Origin of the sequence: Achromobacter xylosoxidans (assembly GCF_002192695.1) — a bacterium.
Classification (GTDB): Bacteria; Pseudomonadota; Gammaproteobacteria; order Burkholderiales; family Burkholderiaceae_B; genus Achromobacter; species Achromobacter xylosoxidans_C.
Window position 1 is genome coordinate 88,319 of the sequence record NZ_MTLG01000076.1, and the last position, 22,351, is coordinate 110,669.

Consider the following 22,351-nt stretch of genomic DNA (forward strand, 5'->3'; position numbering starts at 1 on the left):
TGCTCTTACAATTCCGCGCATGACCCATTTCCTGCATACCGCCGACTGGCAGATCGGCCGACAATACGGCCAGTTTGAAACCGACGATGCCGCCATGCTGGCCGAGGCGCGCTTCGACGTCGTCGGCCGCATCGCCGCGCTGGCGACCGAACGCGGCGTGGACGCCGTGCTGGTGGCGGGCGACGTGTTCGACACGCAGGGCGTGTCGGACCGCAGCATACGCCGCCTGTTCGCCGCCATGGCCGCTTACACCGGGCCCTGGGTCATGATCGCCGGCAACCATGACGCGGCGCTGGCCGACAGCGTCTGGAGCCGGGCGATGCAGTTGGGCTGCATCCCGCCCAACGTGCACGTGCCCTTGCGCACCGGCGTGGTCGATCTGGCCGCGATCAATCTCGCCGTGCTGGCCGCGCCCCTGACGCAGCGCCACACCTACGACGACGTGACCCAGGCCTTCGACGCGCTGGAAACCGGACCCGGCCGCATCCGCGTGGGCCTGGCGCACGGCAGCGTGGCGGGCCGCCTGCCCGACACCATAGACGCCACCAATCCCATCGCCGCGGATCGCGCGGCGCGGGCGCGCCTGGACTATCTGGCGCTGGGCGACTGGCATGGCTGCCTGTCCATCGACGAACGCACCTGGTATGCAGGCACGCCCGAGCAGGACCGCTTTCGCGGCAACGAGCCCGGCCACGCGCTGCATGTGCGCATCGAGGCGCCGGGCGCGGTGCCCGTGGTCGAGCGGCTGGCCACGGGCAAGTACCGCTGGTCGGCCTGGTCGGAAACGCTGAGCCTGCCCTCGGACGCGCAGGCGCTGGCCGCGCGCATGGCCGAGCTGCGCGCCGAGGACGTGTTGCGGCTGGACCTGCAAGGGCACGTCAACATGGAAACCTGGGAGGCCCTGCAACGCGCCGTCGACCAGGCCGCGGCCCAGGTGCGCGCGCTGTTGCCGGACCTGTCCGGCCTCATGCTGGAACCGGACGAAGCCGACCTGGCCGAGCTGCGCGCCAGCGGCTACGTGGGCGAAGTCGCCACGCAGTTGCAGGCGCTGCAGGCCGACCCGGATCAATCCGCGGTCGCGGGCGAGGCCTTGCGGCTGCTGCTGCGGTTCCAGCGCGAAAGCGCCGCGCCGGGAGCCGCCAAATGAAGCTCTCGCGCATCGCCCTGGAAGAATTCCGCAAGTTCCGCCAGCCCATGGCGCTGGAGGGACTGCAAGATGGCCTGAACCTGTTCGTGGGCCCGAACGAAGCCGGCAAGAGCACGGTGGCCGCCGCCATTCGTTCCGCCTTCCTGGAACGCTACAGCACCAGCAAGGTCGCCGATCTGGCGCCGCACGGCGAATCGGGCGCGCGGCCCAGCGTGGAACTGGAATTCACGCATGCCGGACACAGCTATGTGCTGAAAAAGCAATTCCTGTCGCGGGCCCGCTGCGAGCTGCTGATCGACGGCGGCGCGCAGCGCCTGGACGGCGAAGAAGCCGAGAACGCGCTAGCCGCCTTGCTGGGGTTTGAATTGCCGGGACGCGGCCAGAGCAAGCCGGACCTGGCGGGCATACCTGGCCTGCTGTGGATCCAACAGGGCGACGGCCAGAACCTGCAGGAAGCGGCCGGCCATGCGGGCGCGCATCTGCGCGACGCCTTGACGCAGTTGTCCGGCGAACTGGCTTCCGGCGATGGCGACCGCCTGTACGAGCGCGTGGCCGCCGAGCGCGGCGCGCTGCTGGATGCACGCAACGGCCGCCCCAAGGGCGCCTACAAAGAGGCCGAGGACGCGCTTGCGCGTGCCGCCGCCGAACGCGACGAGTGCGCGCAGGCCATGGCGCAGCTGAACGCAGACGTGGACCGCCTGGCCGAGTTGCGCCGCGAGCACGAGCGCGCCCAGGCCGGCGAGCCCTGGAAGGACTTCGAAGCCAAGGCGGCCGAAGCGCGTGCGCGCCTGGCGGCCCTGGCCAAGGAGCGCGAAGCCTTTGAAGGCTTGCGCCGCGAACAAACGCAGGCCGCGCAGACCCTGGCGCTATTGCAGGACCAGGTCCGGCGCGACCAGCAGGACGAGGCCGAACTCCAGGCCCTGGTCGACGAGGCGCGCGCAGCCCGCGCCCGGGTCGAGGCCGCACGCGAACCGCTGGCGCGCGCGCAGCAGCAGCGCCAGACGCATGCCGCCGCCGTGGACATGGCGCGCCAGCGCGTCACCTCGGTGCAGGCCGTGGCCGACCGGCGTGACCTGGAGCATCAGTTGGCGCAGCTGGGCGCGGAGATCGAACGCCTGGACGGCGCGCTGCAGGAAGCCGCCGCGCTGATCGAGCAGGGCTCCGCGCTCAAGGCCGAGGCCATGCGGATCGAAATCGCCGACGCCGATATCGAGGCCTTGCGCAAAAGCGAACGCGAGCTGGCCAATCTGCAACTGCAACAACAGGCCAGCGCCACGCGGCTGTCCTACCAGTTGGAAGCCGGCGCCCAGGCGCGGCTGGACGGCCGGATCCTGCATGGCGCCGACGAGGTCCTGCTGACCGCGGCCGCCGAACTGGAGCTGCCGGGCGTCGGACGCTTGCGCATCGAACCGGGCGGCCAGGACCTGCCCGCGCTCAAGCGTGAAGTGGAAGCGGCCCGGGCGGCCAGCGCGGCCTTGCTGCAGCGCCTGGATGTCGAGACCCTGGCTCTGGCCGAACAACGCCACGCCCGCTACGGCGCCTTGCTGCGCGAACTGGACGGCATGCGCAAGACGCTGGGCATCCACGCGCCCAAGGGCATGGACGTCCTGCGCGGCCAGCGCGATGACGCGCTGGCGCGCCGTGTGCAATTGCAGGATCGCCTGGACAAGCTGCCGCCCGCGCCGCAGGCGGACGGCGGCGATCTGCCCGCGGCGCTCCAGGCCCTGCGTGAGGCCGAGGCGGTTTCGGCTCAGGCCGAGACCGCGCTGGCCGCCGCGCAGCGCGCCATGGATACCGACGGCGCACGCGCGCAATTGCTCGAAAACCAGGCAGCGGCGCGCAGCGCCGAGCTCCAGTCGTCCGAGCGCGCGACGCAGCGGCAGGCCCGCGCAGGCAGGTTGGCCGAAGTCCGCAGCAGCCACGATGAGCTGGAGCGCCGCGTGGGCGAGGCGCAGGCCGCATTGGCCGGCCACCGTCCCGAGCTGGTCGAACAGGATGTGCAGCGCTACGAAAAGTCCGCCGCCATCGAACGCGAGGCGCAGCACAAGCGCCACGGCGAAATCCTGCAATTGCAGGGCAAGCTGGACCAGGCGGGCGCCCAAGGGCTGGGCGAACGGCTGTCCGAGGCCGCGGCCGCCTGCGAACGCCTGGAACGGCGCCGCGCCGACTTCGCCCGCCGCGCTGCCGCCCTGGAGCTTCTGCAAAAGCTGCTGGCCGACAAGCGCGCCGCCGCCACGCAACGCTTGCAGGCGCCGCTGGCGCGCCGCTTGAACCACTACCTGGCGCTGCTGTTCCCCGAAGCCGACCTGCGGCTGGACGACGCCTTGCTGCCCACGGCGCTGCGCCGCGCGGGCGGCGAGGATCTGCTGTCCGCGCTCAGCTTCGGCACGCGCGAGCAGCTGGGCATCCTGGCCCGCTTCGCCTACGCGGACCTTCTGCGCGAAGCAGGGCGGCCGACGCTGCTGCTGCTCGACGACGCGCTGGTCCATACGGACGACGCGCGGCGCGACTTCATGAAGCGCGCGCTGTTCGACGCGGCCACGCGGCATCAGATCCTGATGTTCACCTGCCATGGCGAGGCGTGGCGCGACATGGGGGTGGAGCAGCGGCGCATCGCTTGACCGCGCCGCGCGCAGCCGGTAGGCTACGCCCCATGCCTGACCACACGTTCCTCGCCGATTTCGCATCCGCTGCCTGCGCAGCGGGTCCGCGTGCGCGTGTGCTGTTCCGGCGTCCCGCAGTTTCCCCCGGTTTTTCTCCTGTCGTGTCCACGGTGGTATCGCCGCCGGTCTCGCCGCCTTGCGGCGTGGTCTCGGGCGCTTACCCGCCTAGCGCGGTCGTCGTCGGCTGACGCCGTCCGCAACGCGACTCCAGTCCTTTTTCAAAAAAGCTACGCCAGACGTCCCGATGCGTATTGCATCCGTCTAGCGCATGCTCATGCCCGCACGCGCGGGCGGGGCTGGAGCCTGTTCATACCCCGACAGGTAGAAACCTCATGTCTTTCGATAGAACCGCGTGGACCTCCTATGGCTCCACTTCCTTGTTCGTGCTGCTGTGGAGCGGCGGCGCGATTTTCGCCAAATGGGGGCTGTCCCACGCCTCCGCCTTCGGCTTCCTGCTGCTGCGTTTCATCCTGGCGCTGGCCGCGCTGCTGTTGATGTGCGCGTGGCGGCGGCGCTGGCTGCCGCAACCAGGCACGCGCCTGACGGTGGCGGGTACCGGCCTGCTGCTCATCGGCGGCTATTCCATCTGCTATCTGCTGGCGCTGGACCACGGCATCACGCCGGGGGTGCTGGCCACGCTGCTGGGCGCCCAGCCCATTCTGACGCTGGCGGTGATGGAAAGGCGCTATTCATTGCCGCGCCTGGCGGGCCTTTTGCTCGCCCTGTGCGGGCTGGTGATGGTGGTCTACCAGAGCATAGGAATGGCGCGCTTTTCCGCGGCGGGCATGGCCTATGCGCTGGCCGCGCTGCTTTGCATGACCAGCGGCGCGATGCTGCAGAAGCGCGTGCGCCAGGCGCCCATGGACGTCATGCCGCTGCAGTACCTGGTCAGCCTGGCGCTGTGCCTGCTGTTCGTCCCGTTCCAGCCGATCCGGGTGGAGTGGGTGACGGGTTTCATCCTGCCGCTGATCTGGATGGGTTTGGTGATTTCGGTGGGTGCGACCCTGTTGTTCTACCGCATGATCCAGGCCGGCAACCTCGTCAATGTCACCAGCCTGTTCTACCTGGTTCCCGCCGGCACCGCGGCCCTGGATTACCTGATCCTGGGCAACCGGCTGTCGGCGCTGAGCCTGGGCGGGATGGCGGGGATCCTGCTGGGGCTGATGCTGGTGTTGCGTAGTCCGGCGCCCGCGGCGAAGTCTGCATAGACGTGGCCGGCGCCGATTGAGGCAGGACCTCGCGGGCGGAATGGCCTGCGCTTGCGGGGCCTCCTCATGTTCCGGGTTTTCCCCAGGTATCTAAGAAAAATACCAAGTAGTATGTTCTCGTTCATTCGATTAAATACTGATTAGTATGTTGCTGGAGACAACGATGTCCGTGATCTGGAATCCCCCGCTCGACCCGCAAGCACGTGCCTGGCGGGATAAGGCCGCCGACCTGACGTCGCGCGCTTTTGCGCCCGCCGCCGCCGCCATCGACCGTGACCAGCGCTATCCGGTGGAGCATCTGGAACCGTTGCGGGAAAGCGGGATTTCCGGGCTTTTCATTCCGGTTGAATACGGCGGCGCGGGCGCATCGCTGAGCTCGCTGGTGGCGGTGGTGGAAACCGTGGCCCAGGGCTGCGCCTCCACGGCCGCCATCCTGGCGGCGCTGTCGCTGGGCGCGTTTCCGGTCATCCTGGGCGGTTCCGCCGAGCAGAAGATGGTGCTGCTGGGCGGCCTGGCGCGCGACGGCCACGCGGTCAACTTTGCCCTGAGCGAGCGCGGCGCGGGTTCGGATGCGGCAGCCCTGTTGACCACGGCCGTGCCCGAAGGCGACGGGTGGCGCATCCGGGGCGAAAAGTGCTGGCTGGGCAATGGCGGGCATTCGCGCCATTTCATCGTGTTTGCCCGCACGGGCGAGCCGGGCGCGCGCAACAACATCAGCGCATTCGTGGTCGACCGCGACGCGTCCGGCGTGGTGGTGGATCATTACGAAGACAAGATGGGCATACGCGGCACCACCACCACCAACTTGAAACTGGACACCTGGGTCGGCGCGGAAAGCGTGGTCGGGACGCTGGGAGAAGGGCTGAAGCTCGCCTTGGCGACCCTGAGCATCGGCCGCGTGGTGGTGGCGGCCCAGGCCAATGGCATCGCCCTGTGCAGCTATGCCGAGGCGCGGGACTTCGCGGTGCAGCGCCAGACTTTTGGGCGCAGCATCATCGACCACCAGGGCGTGGGCTTCAAGCTGGCCGACGCGGCTACCGCGCTGTCGTCTTCGCGGATGATGACCTACGAGGCCGCGCGTGCCTACGACGCCGGGCAGGACATCGGCACACTGGGCGCGATGGCCAAGCTGCTGGCCAGCGAAACCTCGCACAGCGTGGTGGACGACGCGATGCAGATCCTGGCTGGACGCGGCTATGTGAAGCCCAGCGCGGTGGAACGCTGCTACCGGGACCAGCGCATCACCGAAATCTACGAAGGCACCTCCGAAATCCAGCGCGTGGTCCTGGCCCGCGCCATCAAGAAAAGCGCGGGCGCCGCCGCGCAACGCTAGGAACGCCATGAAAACCAAGACTGTTGTTCCGTACGACGAGATGCCGCTGCGGCAAGTAGAGCTGCTGGACGCCGCCGCGCAAGCCTTCACCGAAATGGGATTCGCGGCCACCACCATCGATTCGGTCGCCGACCTGATCGGGGTCACCAAAGGCAGCGTCTATTACTACTACCGCAGCAAGACCGACCTGTTCTTCGCTGTGCACCGGCGCGCCATGCAATTGAACCTGGACGCGGTGACGCCGCTGGCGCAGGACGCTGCCGCGTCGCCGCCCCAGCGGCTCTGGAACATGGCGCATGCCCACACGCATCTGATGATGGCGCATCTGCCATACCAGCGCGTCACGGTGCAGGGCGTCGAACTGCATCTGGCCGGACGCACCACGGCGGGGCAGCGCGCCGAACTGGAAGAGCTGGTGCGGCAGCGCGACCGCTATGAGTCGCTGTTCCGCAGCGTGATCGAGGCAGGCGTGGCGGCGGGCGACTTCCGGCCCGGCCCCCCGGCCTTGCAGGTCAAGCCGCTACTGGGCGCCTTGAACTGGACCACCATGTGGTACCGCCCCAGGACTGGCGAATCCGAGGCGGATCGCGAGGCCATCGCGCGCGACATCGCGGATTTCGCCGTCGCTTCCATGCAATCCCTGCTGCCCGGTTCCGTGGCGGCGCCCGCGGGAGTGAATCGCCATGCATGACATGCAATACGAGGAGCGCGGTTGGCGCGCGGTTTCCGAGTGGTACCACGCTTTTTTCACGGGCATCGTCCTGTCCGCCGTGACCCGCCGCGGCACGGCGCGCGCGGCGGAACTGGTCTACGAGATCTTCTGCCGCCAGCGCAACGAACGCTTCGTTGCGGGCCTGAAGAAGCTGGGCATCGTGCATCTGCCGCCCGCCGTCGCGGCAGCGCAGTACCACTACCTGTCCAACCATATCGGCGGGGTGGCGGTGCAATACATGTACGAGTCCGACCGCAAGGCCTGGATACGCTACTCCGCGCCGCGCTGGATCTGGTCGGGCACCGCGTTGTGCGCGATACCGTCGGAAGTGTCGCGCGCCATGCTGGCGGGCTGGCACGCGCAGAACGGCGTGTCGCTCAACAATCCGCGGCTGGGTTTCGTGTGCACCAAGCAGGCGGTCGACGGCCAATCGGGCCTGGAAGGCTACTACTACGAATACGACCGCGACCTGCAGCCGCACGAGCGCCTGCGCTTTAGCCGCAACGAGGACGCGCCCGATTTCGATGCCGCCGCCGCGCCCACGCTGCCCACCGCGGATTGGCCCGCCACGCGCCTGGCCAAGGCAAGCCGCAATTACGCCATGGAATACGTGCGCAGCGCCTTGCCCGTGGCCGTGAACCTGTGGGGCCCCGAGGAAGCGGGCGGCCTGCTGCACCTGACCGGAAGAATGATAGGCATGCAGTTCTATCACGAGACCGCAGGCGCGCTGGGGGTGGTGCAGGATGGCTCGGCGCTGCAATTCGGGCGTTTCATGGTGGCGCTGGCGCAAGCGCAGGGCGACCCGTGCGAGTTGAACGAGACGCCGCAAGGCGTACGCGTGACGCAAAGCGGCTGGAACCTGATGGATGGCGTGGCCGACGCGCACCCTTGCTTGGCGCAAGCCTGGAACGGCTTGCTGGAAGGCGCGCTGGATGCGCACAACCACCGGCTCGCGCTGCAAATGACCACGCAGGCAGGCGGGCAGGGCAGGCAATTCAGCTGGCTGGTTGCCCGCGCCTCGGCCTGAGCTGGAATCGGATAGGAGACAGACTATGCATAGCAGCGATGCCGGCGGTGCGCTCGCCGGCCTGCGCGTCATCGACGCGTCGCGCGTCCTGGCAGGGCCGTTCTGCGGCCAGATGCTGGGCGACCACGGTGCCGACGTGATCAAGATCGAGTCGCCGGAGGGCGACGAATGCCGCGGCTTCGGCCCCCCGTTCGTGGATGGCAGCTCGGCCTATTTCCGCGCCGTGAACCGCAACAAGCGCAGCATGGTGCTGGATTTGAACAGCGAGGCCGGACGCGAGACGTTCTGGCAATTGCTGGAAACCGCCGACGTGCTGATCGAGAACTTCAAGGCCAGCACGCTGCGTACCTGGGGCGTGGCCGAACCGGCCGCCATCACCGAGCGCTTTCCGCGGCTGGTCCATTGCCGCATCACGGGCTTCGGCGATGACGGCCCCTTGGGCGAATTGCCGGGCTACGACGCCGCGGTGCAATCCATGGCCGGCCTGCTCAGCATCAACGGCGAGGCGGGCGGCGCACCCTTACGGCTGGGCGTGCCGGTGGTCGACCTGACCACGGGCATGAACGCCGCGATCGCCGTGCTGCTGGCGCTGCAGGCCCGGCACCGCACGGGGCGCGGGCAGATGGCTGACGTATGCCTCTACGATTCCGCCGTGTCGGTGGCGCATCCGTTCCTGGCCAACTATCTTGCGTCGGGCAATACGCCGCGGCCCAGCGGCAACGGGCATCCCAATATCGTGCCCTACAACGTCTACCAGACCCGGACCTGCCCCTTGTTCATCGCGGTCGCCAATGACCGGCTGTTCGCCAAGCTGTGTGCGCAACTGGGCATGGCCGGGATGGCGCAGGACGAGCGCTACAAGTCCAACGGGCAACGCGTGATCAACCGCGAGGCCGTGGACGCGGCGCTGGCCCAGGCATTCGCGCAGCTGGACGGCGAGGCGTTCGGCAAGCAGTTGCTGGCGCAGAACGTGCCTGCGGCGCCGATCCTGGACATGGCATCGGTGGCCGCGGCCGCCCATACCGAACATCGCCAGATGGTGGTGCGGCGGGACGACTATCACGGCCCGGGCATACCGATAAAGCTGTCCGGCACGCCCGCGGCTATACGCCGGGGCCCGCCGCGCTTGGGCGAAATGAATGCCGCAACACCGCCGTCAGAGCGGTAAGGCGAACCAGGCAGTACCCATAAAACCAGGAGACAACACCATGAAAACGATTCGATTCGCGCTGTTGGCGTGCGCGGCGCTGAACCTGTCCGCGCAAGGCGCGGCGCAGGCCGAGACCTATCCCGGCGACAAGCCCATCAAGATCGTCGCGGCCTTTTCGCCAGGAAGCGCCACCGACACCAGTGCCCGCATCATCGCGGAAGAACTGCGTAAGGACCTGAACGCCAATGTGATCGTCGAGAACAAGCCCGGCGCCCAAGGCCTGATCGGCACCGAGTACGCAGTGCGTTCGCCGGGTGACGGCTACACGCTGACGATCTCCAGCAGTTCGCTGAACTCCATCAATCCGGGGCTGTTCAAGAAGCTGCCCTACGATGCGCAGAAGGACTTCAGCCACGTGTCGCGCTTGACCACGATGCCCATGCTGCTGCTGGTTCGCGCGGACGGTCCCTACAAGGATTTGGCCACGTTCGTGAAGAAGGCGGCCTCGGGGTCCTTGAACTACGGCTACGGTTCTCCGGGCGGGCAGGTCGGCGCGGCGGCGTTCAACCGCATTGCCGGCGTACGCGCGGAAGGCGTGCCGTACAAGAGCCAGCCCCCGGCGCTGACGGACCTGGCAGGCGGGCAGGTCGATTACGTGATGGCGGACCTGTCGGTCGCCACGCCGCTGTTGCGCGGCGGCAAGCTGCGGGCGCTGGCCATCAGCACCGAGCGCCGCTTGCCGGACCTGCCGGATGTGCCGACCTTTGCCGAAACGGAATACAAGGATTTCGACCTGGTGGTGTGGGTTGGCTTGGCCGGTCCCGCCGGCATACCCCAGCCGATATTGGAACGCCTGAACAAGGCGGTGAACGAGGCGCTGGCGCGTCCCGAGGTGCAGCAGAAGTTCGCCGGCCTGGGCATGACGGCCGCGCCGAACACGCAAGCGCAACAGCAGGCTTTCGTGGAGGCGCAACTGGGCACCTGGGGCCGCCGCATGCAGGAAGCGAACATCAAGCCGGAGTAGGCGGCTTTCCGTCCTGGCCGCGCCGGGGCAGCCGTTATGCGTAGGCGGCGCTGTCCTGGCCGTGCCAGTGTCCGCTGACCAATTGCTCGGGCCGGCTCTGCGCCACCACCCGCGCGCAGGCCGCCCAGGCGTCCAGCCGGACGCTCAGGCCGGCGTAGATGCCGTGGCCCGCGCCGGCTTCGATGATGCCTTCGGCCTGCACGCCTTCGCCGGCGCGGATCGATCCTTCGGCGCGGATGTCCTCGCCGGCGATCAGGCCCCAGCCCGAAGCGAGGTGCTCGCCGCACTGGATGGAGCCGCCGGCCTGGATGCCGCAAGCTGCGTCTATGCCCTTTTCGGCGCGCACCTCGCCGCCGGCCTTGATGCCCTGGCCGCATTTGATGGCGCCCTGCGTCTGGATGTCCTGTCCGGCATGCAGGTGGCCGGTCACGGCCAGGTCCTGGCCGGCGCAGATGTCCCATTTGGCGCGCGCGTTGCCGCCGCAATCCAGGCGCGTTGCAGTTTCGATGCCCCAGTCGGCGCTGACGTCGCCGCCCGCGCGCAGGTTGCCGCCGCTGGCGATGGTGGCGCCGGCGGTGATGTTCTCGCCCGCCTGGATGGTTTCGCCGGCGCGGATGCCGCCGCCGGTGACGATGCTGCGCCCGGCGCGCACCACGCTGTCCACGTTGATGCCCATGCGCACTTCCAGCGTGCCGGCAAAGACGATGGCGTTGGCGTCGACCGAATCCAGCCGCAGCACGGCGTCGGTCGGGCCGAACTGGTCCAGCAGCCAGCAGGCGTCGCTGACGCGTCCGTCGGCGACCAAGGCGTCAAGCACGGCCTGGTAGTCGCCCTGGCCGTTGTGGTCGCGGATGAACCATTTGTAGCCGCCCGCGCAGGGGTTCTTGGCTTTGACGAAGTTCTTGGTGAGTTGCATGGCGCTTGGAATGGATCAGTGCGTGGCCTGGCTGCAAGCCTGCGGCGGCGTGCGGATATCGGGACGAGACGCGGAGCCCGGCCACGCGGCTGGGCGTCCGCCGGCCGGCAGCAAGACTGCGCAATGCGCGGATGTGCGCAGGCAGCCGGCGGCGGGCCGGTACAGGAATCAGAAAGGGGGAAAGCGGGCGATTAGCCGGGCTTGGAGCGCGCGTAGGCAGAGCGCGCGGCGACTTCCTGCGAGCTCAACAGGGTCGAGCGCAGGGCGCAAAGCGCGCAGGCGGCGCAGGGAAGGGAGAAAAGATGGGATCGCACGGTCGCACATGCTACCACCGGGGCGATTGCAGTCAAGCGCGGCCCGCGCAACCGCGGCGGCGCAATATGGGGATGAAAAAAAGCCGGCCTGGGAACAGGCCGGCTTTCTGGGCGGCGCCGGGCTGGGCCGGCGCGCTGTCCGCGGACGATCAGTTGGTCGACTGGATGTTGCGTTCCTTGGCGATGCGCTGGCGCAGTTCCAGCTCGCGCTTGATCTGGGCGGCGTACTCGGCGGGCGTGTTGCCGTCCACCAGCGAGCCGCCGTCGGCCAGGCGCTGCACGATCTTCGGATCCTTGAGCGCCTTGACCGTGGCGTCATGGATGCGGTCGATCACGGCCTGCGGCGTGCCCGCAGGCGCGACCAGGCCGTACCAGGCCATGTTGTCCATTTCCGGCAGGCCGCCTTCGGAGAAGGTCGGCACGTCCGGCAGCGCGGGCAGGCGCTTGGGCGCGGCCACGGCCAGGGCGCGCAGCTTGCCGGCCTGGATGTGGGGCATGGACGAGGGCAGGTTGTCGAACTGGGCGTTGACCTGGCCGGCGATCACGTCGTTGAGGGCCGGGCCCGAACCGCGGTAGGGCACGTGCACCATGTCGGTCTTGGTCAGGGACTTGAAGAGTTCGCCGTCCAGGTGGCCGATGCCGCCCGCGCCCGAGGACGCGTAAGCGTACTTGCCGGGGTTGGCCTTGAGCAGGGCGATGAACTCTGCCAGGTTCTTGGCCGGCACCGCCGGGTTCACCGTGAGCACGTTGGGGACGTTCACCATATTGGTGATGGGAGCGAAGTCCTTCAACGGGTTGTACGGGTTCTTGGGATTGGTGGCCGGGTTGGTGGCCATGGTACTGACGGTGGCCACGCCCAGGGTGTAGCCGTCAGGCGTGGAGCGCGCCACGGCGTCGGCGCCGATCGAGCCGCCGCCGCCGCCGCGGTTCTCGACCACCACGGCCTGGCCGAGCTCGCGGGTCAGGCCTTCGGCGACGATGCGCGCGACGATGTCGGTGGTGCCGCCCGCGGCGAAGGGGACGATCAGGCGGATGGGCTTGTTGGGGTAGGGGTCGGCTGCTTGCGCGGCGGTGGTGAGGCAGAGGCCGGCGACGGCGGCGGCCAGGACGGCCTTGGCTTGGGACAGCATGGTCAAGAGTCTTCTCCAGATTATTTGAATTTCCGACCCGGCCGGCTTCTTGGGCCGGCGTCGGTGAAGCCTGCCGCGCCCGGATGCTGGCGTGGCGGAGCCTCGTGGGCGCCATTCCACACAGTAAATTTCGGCCGGTCAACCCGGATAGACCCTGGCTTGTCCAGGGTTATTTTTTTATGGCGCGGATGTCCGAAGAAGACCGCAATAGACCAAAATATCCAATGCTGACAACGACATGAAAAGCTTCGGGAATATTTCAATTGCGCAAGGATTGCGCATCGATCGTGCCGTCATCCGCATCGTAAACACATAAATCTCTGCATAACTTACAAGAATCTGATATTTTTCGTATGAGATTCTTGGCCGGTCTTGCAAGAAAGCTATTGCGTTTGTTTCTGTCTGCGCCGTTCAATGGCGTTGGTTGATGTCCCCCGCGGGGCAACGTGTAGTGCAGCGACGCACCGGGCCAGGGTTCCGTCCGTTTTTCAATCCCCGGTCTGTTCGTCTTTCGCTGCCTTGCGCTGGCGGGAGGGGGCCCGGACACTCTCGGAACGCCATGTCGCTGATCCTGATCCTCGCTCTGCCGTTTGCCGGCAGCCTGTGCGCCGCGCTTCTGCCATCCAACGCCCGCAATGCCGAGGCCTGGCTGGCGGGCCTCATCGCCCTGGTCTGTGCGATCCTGGTCATCAGCCTCTACCCCGAGGTCGCCAACGGCGGCGTGGTCCGCTTCGACATGCCCTGGGCGCCCGCCCTGGGCCTGCAGTTCACCCTGCGCATGGACGGCTACGCCTGGCTGTTCGCGCTGATCGTCTCCGGCATGGGGGCGCTAGTGGTGCTGTATGCGCGCTACTACATGTCGCCGGAAGATCCGGTGCCGCGCTTCTTCTCGTTTTTTCAGGCTTTCATGGCCGCCATGCTGGGCGTGGTGCTGTCGGGCAACCTGATCCAGCTGGTCATGTTCTGGGAAATGACCAGCCTGGCGTCCTTCATGCTGATCGCCTACTGGCACCACCGCCTGGACGCCCGGCGCGGCGCCCGCATGGCGCTGACGGTCACGGGCGGGGGCGGGCTGTGCCTCTTGGCCGGGGTGCTCATCCTCGGCCATATCGTCGGCAGCTACGACCTGGACCGGGTGCTGGCCGCGGGCGACCTGGTGCGCGCCGACCCCTGGTATCCCGCCGTCCTGATCCTGGTGGCGCTGGGCGCGCTGACCAAGAGCGCCCAGTTTCCGTTCCATTTCTGGCTGCCCAACGCCATGGCGGCGCCCACGCCTGTGTCCGCCTATCTGCATTCGGCCACCATGGTGAAGGCCGGGGTGTTCCTGCTGGCGCGCTTCTGGCCGGTGCTGTCGGGCACCGACGAATGGTTCTGGATCATCGGCGGGGCGGGGCTGATCACGCTGGTGCTGGGCGCTTACGCCGCCATCTTCCAGCAGGACATGAAAGGGGTGCTGGCGTACTCCACCATCAGCCACCTGGGGCTGATCACGCTGCTGCTGGGCCTGAACAGCACGCTGGCGCTAGTGGCCGCCATCTTCCACATGATCAACCACGCCACCTTCAAGGCTTCGCTGTTCATGGCGGCGGGCATCGTGGACCATGAAACCGGCACGCGCGACCTGAGCCGCTTATCGGGCCTCTACAAGGCCATGCCCATCACCGCCACGCTGGCCATGGTGGCGGCCGCGTCCATGGCGGGGGTGCCGCTGCTCAACGGCTTTCTGTCCAAGGAAATGTTCTTCGCCGAGACCACCTTCGTCAGCGGCGACCGCATCACCGAGATCGGCCTGCCGCTGGTGGCCACCATCGCGGGCGCCTTCAGCGTGGCCTATTCGCTGCGTTTCATCCTGCAAGTGTTCTTCGGCCCGCCGGCCACCGACCTGCCGCGCGCGCCGCATGAACCGCCGCGCTGGATGCTGTTCCCCAGCGCGCTGCTGGTGGCGATCTGCCTGCTGGTGGGCGTGGTGCCCGGCCTGACGGTCGGCCCGTTCCTGGCGACGGCCGCCCAAAGCATCCTGGGCCAGGACATGCCCGAGTACAGCCTGGCCGTCTGGCACGGCCTGAACCTGCCGCTGGTCATGAGCCTGGTCGCGACCACCGTCGGCATCCTGCTCTATCTGGCCCTGCGCGCCCATCAGCGCGCCAACCCGGGCCGGGTGCCGTTCATCTACCGCCTGGACGGACGCCGCAGCTTCGAGGCGCTGCTGGACGGCTCCAGCGTCGTCGCCGCGTGGCTGCTGCGCTGGCTGGCGTCCTCGCGCCTGCAGGTGCAGATGCTGCTGATCGTGCTGGGCACGCTGTTCGTGGCCTGGCTGCCGCTGCGCGCAGGCGGCTGGCTGGACGGCGCGGGCCGCATGACGCCTATTGATCCGGCCTTCGCGCTGCTGTGGCTGGTGGGCGCGGGCTGCGCGCTGGCCACCGCCTTCCAGGCCAAGTACCACCGCCTGGCGTCGCTGGCGCTGGCCGGGGGCGCGGGGCTGATCACCTGCCTGACCTTCGTCTGGTTCTCGGCGCCCGACCTGGCGCTGACCCAGCTGTCGGTCGAGGTCGTGACCCTGGTGCTGTTGCTGCTGGGCCTGCGCTGGCTGCCGCGGCGCATCGCGCAGGATGAAGACGAGGGCCTGAAGGCCACGTTGCGCGCGCGCGGGCGCCGCCTGCGCGACCTGCTGCTGGCGGGGGCGGCCGGCACCGGCATGGCCGCGCTGGCCTACGCGGTGCTGGTGCGGCCGCAAGGCGACACCATTTCCTCGTACTTCGTCGACCGCGCGCTGCCGGACGGCGGCGGTACCAATGTGGTCAACGTGATCCTGGTGGACTTCCGCGGCTTCGATACCTTTGGCGAGATCACGGTGCTGGGCATCGTCGCGCTGACCGTCTACGCGCTGCTGCGCCGCTTCCGTCCGGCCGCCGAAAGCGCAGATCTGCCGCGCCAGCAGCTCGACCAGGACGGCGGCGTGCCCGACGCGCCGGACATCAAGTCGCTGGTGCCCACGGGTTCCATGATGGTGCCTACCGTGCTGGTGCGCCTCTTGCTGCCCACCGCCGCGCTGATTTCCGTGTATTTCCTGCTGCGCGGCCATAACGAGCCGGGTGGCGGCTTCGTGGGCGGATTGATCTTCGCTACCGCGGTCATCCTGCAATACATGGTCGGCGGCGTGTACTGGGTGGAGTCGCGCAGCCGCCTCAACCCGCAGCATTGGATCGGCCTGGGACTGTTGTTCGCCGGTGCCGCGGCGGTGACCGCCTGGCTCGCCTACAAGCCCTTCCTGGCGGCGCTGTCCTGGGACCTCGCGCTGCCTCTGATCGGCCACGTGCATTTGTCCAGCGTGCTGCTGTTCGACCTGGGCGTCTACATGCTGGTCGTGGGATCCACCGTGCTGGTGCTGGTGGCGCTGGCCCACCAATCGCTGCGCGCGCAACGCAAGGCTGCCGTCGAAATCCAGGCGGCCGCCGCACAAACAGGGGAAGCCTGATGGAATTGATATACGCCATCGCTATCGGTGTCTTGGCGGGCTCGGGCGTCTGGCTGCTGCTGCGGCCGCGGACCTTCCAGTTCATCATGGGCCTGTCGCTGGTTTCCTATGCGGTGAACCTGTTCATCTTCGGCATGGGCCGGCTGACCTCGGGCCGTCCGCCCGTGGTCGATCCGGCAATGGCCCATGATCCTTCCTGGTATGCGGATCCGCTGCCGCAGGCGCTGGTGCTGACGGCCATCGTGATCGGCTTTGCCACCACCGCGCTGTTCCTGGTTGTGCTGCTGGCCTCGCGTGGCCTCACGGGTACCGACCACGTTGATGGACGGGAGTCCCAATCTTGAATTTTTGGCTGCAACACCTGCCCGTATTGCCCATCATCACGCCGCTCGCGGCCGGCGCGGCGATGCTCCTGCTGGCGGACACCCGCCGCTATACCCGTGGCGCCATTGCGCTGGTTTCGACCCTGGGCCAACTGGCCGCCGCCATCGCGCTGCTGGTGGTGGCGGGCGGCGGCGTGCCCGGCGTCTGGCCCGACGGGGTAGGGGTCTATCTGGTGGGCGACTGGCCCGCGCCCTTTGGCATCGTGCTGGTGGTCGATCGCCTGGCCGCGGTGATGCTGACCCTGACCGCGGTGCTGGGATTGGCCACCTTGGTCTATGCGCTGGCGCGCTGGGACCGCGCCGGGGTGCATTTCCATTCGCTGTTCCAGTTCCTGCTGATGGGCCTGAACGGCGCGTTCCTCACGGGCGACCTGTTCAACCTGTTCGTGTTCTTCGAGGTGCTGCTGGCCGCGTCCTACGGCCTCTTGCTGCACGGCTCGGGCGTGGCGCGCGTGAGCGCCGGCCTGCAGTACATCGCGGTCAACCTGGTGGCCTCGTTCCTGCTGCTGATCAGCATCGCGCTGATCTATGGCGTCACCGGCACGCTGAACATGGCGGACCTGGCGGTGCGCGCCGGCAACCTGGCGGGCGCGGACCGCATGCTGTTCGAGGCGGGCGCGGCCATCCTGGGCGTGGCCTTCCTGGTCAAGGCGGGCGCCTGGCCGCTGAACTTCTGGCTGGTCAAGGGCTATGGCTCGGCCGGCGCGCCGGTCGCGGCCATGTTCTCCATCATGACCAAGGTCGGCATCTACGCGCTGCTGCGCATCGGTTCCTTGCTGCTGCCCACCGGCGCGCCGGCGGCCTTCAGCCTGGACTGGATGTTCGCGGCGGGGCTGGCCACGCTGCTGTTTGGCGGCCTGGGCCTGCTGGCGACCCAGCAGCTGGAAAAGATGGTGGGCTACTGCGTGATCGTGTCGGCCGGCACGCTGCTGACCGCCTTGGGCATGCCGGGCGTGACGCTGACCGGCCCGGCGCTGTTCTATCTGCTTAGTTCCGTGCTGACCACGGGCGCGTTCTTCCTGCTGGCCGAACTCATCGAGCGCACCCGCAGCTTCGGCGCCAACGTGCTGGCAGTGACCCTGGACGCGTTCGACCTGGACGATCCGGCCTCGGTCAACCGTTCCGACGACGTGGTGGGCGTGGCGATTCCCGCGGCCATGGCCTTCCTGGGCCTGGCCTTCATTTCCTGCGCCTTGCTGGTGACGGGCCTGCCGCCGCTGTCGGGCTTCGTCGCCAAACTGTCGCTGCTGTCGGCGGCGGTGTCGGCCGCCAACGAATCGGCCGTGCCCATGGACGCCTGGATACTGGTGGCCGCGGTGCTGCTTTCGGGGCTGGCCGGCCTCATCGGCCTGGGCCGCACCGGCATCCGCGTGTTCTGGGCCAGCGATGACCGCAGCACGCCGCGCCTGCGCTTGATCGAAGCCGGGCCGGTGGCCGTGCTGCTGCTGCTGTGCGTGGGCCTGGCGGCCGGCGCCGGTCCCGTGTCGGCCTATCTGGACGACGCGGCGCGCTCGCTGGATCAGCCCAAGTCCTACATCGACGCCGTCATGTCCGCGCAGACCGTGCGCGGCCTCAAGGGAGGAAGCTGATGCGCCGCCTCTACTTCCTGTTCCTGCCCGTCTACCTGTTCGTCCTGTGGCTGGTGCTCAACCAGAGCGCGTCCGCGGGCCAGATCGCGCTGGGAATTGCGCTGGCGCTGTGGTTCACCTGGGCGGCGTCCCGCCTGCGGCCGCTGAAGGCCAAGCCGCGCCGCCTGTGGAAGGCGGTGCCGCTGTTCCTGCACGTGACCGCGGACATCATCAAATCCAATATCGCCGTGGCGCGGCTGATCCTGAATCCGCGCCGCAATGACTTTTCGCCCGGGTTCATCATGATCCCGCTGACCATGCGCGACCCGCACGGCCTGGCGATGCTGGCCTGCATCGTCACGTACACGCCGGGCACCGTCTGGGTGGACCTGACCGACGACCACTGCCTGAAGCTGCACGTGCTGGACCTGCAGAACGAAGGCGACTGGGTCAAGCTGGTCCAGGAACGCTACGAGCGCCCGCTGATGGAGATTTTCGAATGAACAACATACTTTATTGGGCCGCGTCCTTCGCCTTGCTCTGCTTTGCGCTGGGCATGGTCTTCGCCGCCATCCGGCTGCTGCGCGGCCCCACCGCGCAGGACCGTGTGCTGGCCCTGGATACGCTGTACATCAACGGCATGCTGACCATGCTGGTGTTCGGCATCCGCTCCGGCACGTCGGTGTATTTCGACATTGCGCTGCTGATCGCCCTGTTTGGCTTCGTCGGGTCCACCGCCATGGCGCGCTTCCTGCTGCGCGGCGAGGTGATCGAGCCATGATCGACGCCCAGATCCCGCTGTGGGCCGCCATACCGGCCAGCATCCTGCTGGTGCTCGGCGGCCTGCTGGCGCTGACCGGTTCGGCCGGCCTGCTGCGCTTCCGTACCTTCTATGCCCGCATCCATGCGCCGACGCTGGGCAACACCATGGGTTGTGGCTGCGTGCTGGCGGCGTCGATCCTGGTGTTTTCGGCCTTGTCGGCGCGGCCCGTGTTTCATGAAGTCATCATCACGCTGCTGCTGATCGTGTCTTCGCCGGTGACCGCGATGCTGCTGATGCGTGCGGCGACGTACCGCAATCGCCTGAGCAAGACCGACGCCGAGCGCGACGCCAGCTAAGGAGGCAACCAGGGTTTGTTGCGTCGCGGCAATTGAAACGTAGTCTTACGATTTCACGTCGCTGGACATGTAGGCGCAGCGCCATCGTGGGATAGTGGGTAAGGGTTCAACCAACTTCAAGGAGCTGACCATGACTACACGACCCATGCACACCAAACGCCTCGCGGCGACGCTTTGCGCTGCCGGCCTGATGCTGGCCGCGGGAGCGGTCCACGCGGCCGATGCGAGCGGCCGCGGCTCAGCCCAGTCCCAATCCCAGTACCAGCAGGACGTCGCCGCTTGCAAGAGCGGCGCCACCGGCCAGGACCAGGCCGCCTGCATGCGCGAAGCTGGCGCGGCGCGCCAGGAAAGCGGCCGCAACAACCTCAAGGATGGCAGCAACGACCAGCTGCAGCAGAACATGCTGGACCGCTGCAACCGCCTGCCGGCCGCCTCGCGCCAGGACTGCGTGACGCAGATGACTTCGCCCACCAATGTGCGCGGCAGCGTGCAGGGCGGGGGCGTGCTGCGTGAAACCGTGATCCAGGTGCCCGCCGACACCGTGCCGCCCGCGGCCGGCGCGCCGGGCATGGCGCCGGCGCCCGGGACGCCCATGACCTCGCCGGTGCGCCAGTAAGCGACAGTCCGGATCGTGGGCCGCAAGGGCGGCCCGCTAGGACCTCCAGGGGCGCAGCCGCCGCCACATTCAGGCAAAATGGCGGCTGTCGCCCCTTTTTCACGCATATACATGTCCGACGTCATCGCCCTGATATTCGACTTCGACGACACGCTGGCCTCGGACAGCACGTCCGGCTTCCTGGAAAGCATGGGCGTGGACACGGCATCCTTCTGGAAGGATGAGGTCGATCCCTTGCTCTCGCAGCAGGATTGGGATCCCGTGCCCGCCTACCTGTACCAGATGATCCAGCTGTCGCAATCGGGCAAGCATGGCCTCATCACCCAGCAGCGCCTGAAGGACTGGGGCGCCCGGTTGGAACTGCACGACGGCGTGCCCACGCTGTTCCAGCGGCTGCGCGCCGCCGTGCGGGCCGAGCAGCCGCAAGTGCAGCTGGAGTTCTACCTGATTTCCAGCGGCATCGGCGACGTGGTCCGCTCCACCCCCATCGCGCATGAATTCACCGAGATCTGGGCGTCCGAATTCATCTACGGCGCGGACGGCGGCATCGCGTTTCCGCGCCGCATCGTCAGCTTCACCGACAAGACCCGCTACCTGTTCCACATCCAGAAGGGCATCATCGGCCGCGACTTCCGCAACAAGCCTTTCGAGGTCAACCGCAAGGTGCCCGAGGACCGCTTGCGCGTGCCGTTCGACCAGATGGTGTTCGTCGGCGACGGCTACACCGACATTCCGTGCTTTTCGCTGATCCGCCGCGCCGGCGGCTTTGCCTTCGGCGTCTGGGACCCCAAGCATCGCGACAAGCGCAGCCGGGCCTGGGGCTTCATCGAAGAGGGCCGGGTGTCGAACCTGAACCAGGCCCGCTACGACGAGCACGCCGAACTCTACCAATGGCTGGAAGAAGCCGTGACCAGCCTGGCCGGCCGCATCGCACTGAAGTCCCGGGTGTACCGTGGTTGAGGCCATCCCGATGGCGGCGGTCCAGCCCTGGACCGCGCAGGACGCCAGCTTCATGGAACTCGCGCTGCAAGAGGCCCGCGCCGCCTACGACATCGGCGAGGTGCCGGTGGGCGCGCTGGTGGTGTCGGCCCAGGGCGACATCCTCGGGCGCGGCTACAACCGCACCATCATCGACCACGACCCCACCGCCCACGCCGAGATCGTCGCCTTGCGCGGCGCCGCGCGCGCGCTGGAAAACTACCGTCTGCCGGGCATCACCGTGTACGTCACGCTGGAGCCCTGCGTCATGTGCATAGGCGCCATGCTGCATGCGCGGCTCGCCCGCGTCGTGTTCGGCGCCTACGACCCCAAGACCGGCGCCTGCGGCAGCGTGCTGGACGTGGGCTCGGTCCCCAAACTCAATCATCACACCTCAGTCACCGGCGGCGTGCTGGCGGAACCTTGCGGCGAGCTGCTGCGCCGGTTCTTCCGCGAACGCCGCAGCAAGGAATCCGCAGCATGAGCAAATCCCAAGGCGCCAAGGCGCGCGGCGCGAAAGCGGCCGCCGCCCACGACCATGACCACAACCACGATCATGGCCACGCAGGCCACGAATGTGATGAAGACTGCGGCCACGACCACAGCCACGCCCACGTGCTGCCCGACGCCCGCGGCATCTACCTGATCTCGCCGTCCTCCGCCGTGCGCGATCCGGCCGCCGTCGAACTGGCGCGCGAAAGGCTGCAACAGCAGGGCTTCAAGACCGCCGTGGACCGCACTGCGTACGCGCAGCACCAGCGCTTTGCCGGCACCGACGCGCAGCGCCTGGCCAGCCTGACGCGCGCCGCCAAGCAGAAGCTGCCCATTGTCATGGTGACGCGCGGCGGCTACGGCATGGGCCGGCTGCTGCCTGCCATCGACTGGAAGGCCATGGCCGACAGCGGCAAGCGCTTCGTCGGCATGAGCGACTTCACCGCCTTCAACCTGGGCCTGCTGGCGCAGACCGGCGCGGTCAGCTATACCGGCGCCTCGGCCGTCTACGACTTCGGCGGCAAGAAGGTCGACGACCTGACCGAAGCGCTGTTCGGCGAGATCATGCGCGGCGAACTGGAAATCCTCAGCTTCGAAACCCAGGACGCCGATGCGGTGGATTGCCGCGGCATCCTGTGGGGCGGCAACCTGGCCATGCTGACGTCCTTGCTGGGCACGCCCTACATGCCCAAGGTGCGCGGCGGCATCCTGTTCCTGGAAGACGTGGCCGAGCATCCCTACCGCATCGAACGCATGCTGATCCAGCTGGCGCAGGCCGGCATCCTGGGCAAGCAAAAGGCCATCGTGCTGGGCCGCTTCTCGGACTACAAGCTGGCGCCGCATGACAACGGCTACGACCTGCACGAAGTGGTGGCCTGGCTGCGCAAGACGGTCAAGGTGCCGGTCGTGACGGGGCTGCCTTATGGCCACGTCGCGACCAAGGCGACGCTGCCTATCGGGCAGAAGGTCGGCCTGGCGACCGAGAAGGGCATGGCGCACTTGGTGCTGGACGAACACACGCATTAAAGCGCGCGATTAGCGCTTGCGGGTCCGGGGCGCCGCGCGCGGCCGCCGCGTGCCTGCGGCGGGCGCGCCC

20 protein-coding genes are annotated in these 22,351 nt (G+C 68.0%); 18 read left to right on the forward strand and 2 right to left on the reverse strand.

Annotation, left to right across the window (positions count from 1 at the left end; genetic code table 11):
• Positions 1-19: 19 nt before the first annotated feature.
• The 8 genes from BRO63_RS16815 (at position 20) to BRO63_RS16850 (ending at position 10,264) form a co-directional block, all read left to right on the forward strand.
• Positions 20-1,147, forward strand: coding sequence for a metallophosphoesterase family protein (locus BRO63_RS16815; protein ID WP_088140863.1), 1,128 nt, complete (start codon positions 20-22; stop codon positions 1,145-1,147).
• Positions 1,144-3,768 (forward strand): AAA family ATPase, encoded by a 2,625-nt coding sequence (locus BRO63_RS16820; protein WP_088140864.1) that lies wholly within the window; start codon positions 1,144-1,146, stop codon positions 3,766-3,768. Before BRO63_RS16815 ends, BRO63_RS16820 begins: the two co-directional genes overlap by 4 nt.
• 374 nt (positions 3,769-4,142) lie before the next feature.
• The gene (locus BRO63_RS16825; RefSeq protein ID WP_088140865.1) at positions 4,143-5,018 is read left to right on the forward strand and encodes a DMT family transporter; all 876 of its coding nucleotides are present in this window, start codon (positions 4,143-4,145) and stop codon (positions 5,016-5,018) included.
• Positions 5,019-5,181: 163 nt separating this feature from the next.
• Positions 5,182-6,351 (forward strand): acyl-CoA dehydrogenase family protein, encoded by a 1,170-nt coding sequence (locus tag BRO63_RS16830; protein ID WP_088140866.1) that lies wholly within the window; start codon positions 5,182-5,184, stop codon positions 6,349-6,351.
• A 7-nt stretch (positions 6,352-6,358) separates the two neighbouring features.
• Positions 6,359-7,042, forward strand: coding sequence for a TetR/AcrR family transcriptional regulator (locus BRO63_RS16835; RefSeq protein WP_088140867.1), 684 nt, complete (start codon positions 6,359-6,361; stop codon positions 7,040-7,042).
• A complete protein-coding gene (locus BRO63_RS16840) occupies positions 7,029-8,090 on the forward strand; it encodes a hypothetical protein (protein WP_088140868.1) in 1,062 nt (353 codons plus the stop codon). The genes BRO63_RS16835 and BRO63_RS16840 overlap by 14 nt, the downstream gene beginning before the upstream one ends.
• Before the next feature lie 25 nt (positions 8,091-8,115).
• Positions 8,116-9,258 (forward strand): CaiB/BaiF CoA transferase family protein, encoded by a 1,143-nt coding sequence (locus BRO63_RS16845; protein ID WP_088140869.1) that lies wholly within the window; start codon positions 8,116-8,118, stop codon positions 9,256-9,258.
• Between the two features lie 40 nt (positions 9,259-9,298).
• Entirely contained in the window at positions 9,299-10,264 is a 966-nt protein-coding gene (locus tag BRO63_RS16850; RefSeq protein ID WP_088140870.1) for a Bug family tripartite tricarboxylate transporter substrate binding protein, read from the forward strand.
• A gap of 34 nt (positions 10,265-10,298) precedes the next feature.
• Here BRO63_RS16850 and BRO63_RS16855 read toward each other — a convergent pair whose 3' ends face one another.
• Both BRO63_RS16855 and BRO63_RS16860 read right to left on the reverse strand, forming a co-directional pair.
• Complete coding sequence (locus BRO63_RS16855) at positions 10,299-11,180, reverse strand: hypothetical protein (protein ID WP_088140871.1); 882 nt, start codon at positions 11,178-11,180, stop codon at positions 10,299-10,301.
• Between the two features lie 463 nt (positions 11,181-11,643).
• On the reverse strand, positions 11,644-12,624 hold the full coding sequence (locus BRO63_RS16860) for a Bug family tripartite tricarboxylate transporter substrate binding protein (RefSeq protein WP_088140885.1): 981 nt from the start codon (positions 12,622-12,624) through the stop codon (positions 11,644-11,646).
• Between the two features lie 559 nt (positions 12,625-13,183).
• On the opposite strand from BRO63_RS16860, the gene BRO63_RS16865 reads away from it, so the two are divergent.
• The 10 genes from BRO63_RS16865 to BRO63_RS16910 all read left to right on the forward strand — a co-directional run bounded on the left by BRO63_RS16865 (position 13,184) and on the right by BRO63_RS16910 (position 22,281).
• On the forward strand, positions 13,184-16,099 hold the full coding sequence (locus BRO63_RS16865) for a monovalent cation/H+ antiporter subunit A (protein ID WP_088140872.1): 2,916 nt from the start codon (positions 13,184-13,186) through the stop codon (positions 16,097-16,099).
• Positions 16,099-16,443 (forward strand): Na+/H+ antiporter subunit C, encoded by a 345-nt coding sequence (locus BRO63_RS16870; RefSeq protein WP_054453926.1) that lies wholly within the window; start codon positions 16,099-16,101, stop codon positions 16,441-16,443. The genes BRO63_RS16865 and BRO63_RS16870 overlap by 1 nt, the downstream gene beginning before the upstream one ends.
• Positions 16,440-18,071: a monovalent cation/H+ antiporter subunit D gene (locus BRO63_RS16875; protein WP_088140873.1), complete on the forward strand. Its 1,632-nt coding sequence runs from the start codon at positions 16,440-16,442 to the stop codon at positions 18,069-18,071. Before BRO63_RS16870 ends, BRO63_RS16875 begins: the two co-directional genes overlap by 4 nt.
• On the forward strand, positions 18,071-18,553 hold the full coding sequence (locus BRO63_RS16880) for a Na+/H+ antiporter subunit E (protein ID WP_088140874.1): 483 nt from the start codon (positions 18,071-18,073) through the stop codon (positions 18,551-18,553). Before BRO63_RS16875 ends, BRO63_RS16880 begins: the two co-directional genes overlap by 1 nt.
• Positions 18,550-18,831 carry a K+/H+ antiporter subunit F gene (locus BRO63_RS16885; protein WP_013394078.1) on the forward strand — a complete coding sequence of 94 codons (282 nt, stop codon included), beginning with the start codon at positions 18,550-18,552 and terminating at the stop codon, positions 18,829-18,831. The genes BRO63_RS16880 and BRO63_RS16885 overlap by 4 nt, the downstream gene beginning before the upstream one ends.
• Positions 18,828-19,169: a monovalent cation/H(+) antiporter subunit G gene (gene mnhG / locus BRO63_RS16890; protein WP_088140875.1), complete on the forward strand. Its 342-nt coding sequence runs from the start codon at positions 18,828-18,830 to the stop codon at positions 19,167-19,169. The genes BRO63_RS16885 and mnhG overlap by 4 nt, the downstream gene beginning before the upstream one ends.
• A 130-nt stretch (positions 19,170-19,299) precedes the next feature.
• A complete protein-coding gene (locus BRO63_RS16895; RefSeq protein WP_088140876.1) occupies positions 19,300-19,785 on the forward strand; it encodes a hypothetical protein in 486 nt (161 codons plus the stop codon).
• A 111-nt stretch (positions 19,786-19,896) separates the two neighbouring features.
• Positions 19,897-20,745: an HAD family hydrolase gene (locus BRO63_RS16900; protein ID WP_059380070.1), complete on the forward strand. Its 849-nt coding sequence runs from the start codon at positions 19,897-19,899 to the stop codon at positions 20,743-20,745.
• Positions 20,746-20,755: 10 nt separating this feature from the next.
• A complete protein-coding gene (gene tadA / locus BRO63_RS16905; protein ID WP_088140877.1) occupies positions 20,756-21,247 on the forward strand; it encodes a tRNA adenosine(34) deaminase TadA in 492 nt (163 codons plus the stop codon).
• Positions 21,244-22,281 carry an LD-carboxypeptidase gene (locus BRO63_RS16910; RefSeq protein ID WP_054453939.1) on the forward strand — a complete coding sequence of 346 codons (1,038 nt, stop codon included), beginning with the start codon at positions 21,244-21,246 and terminating at the stop codon, positions 22,279-22,281. Before tadA ends, BRO63_RS16910 begins: the two co-directional genes overlap by 4 nt.
• Positions 22,282-22,351 lie beyond the last annotated feature (70 nt).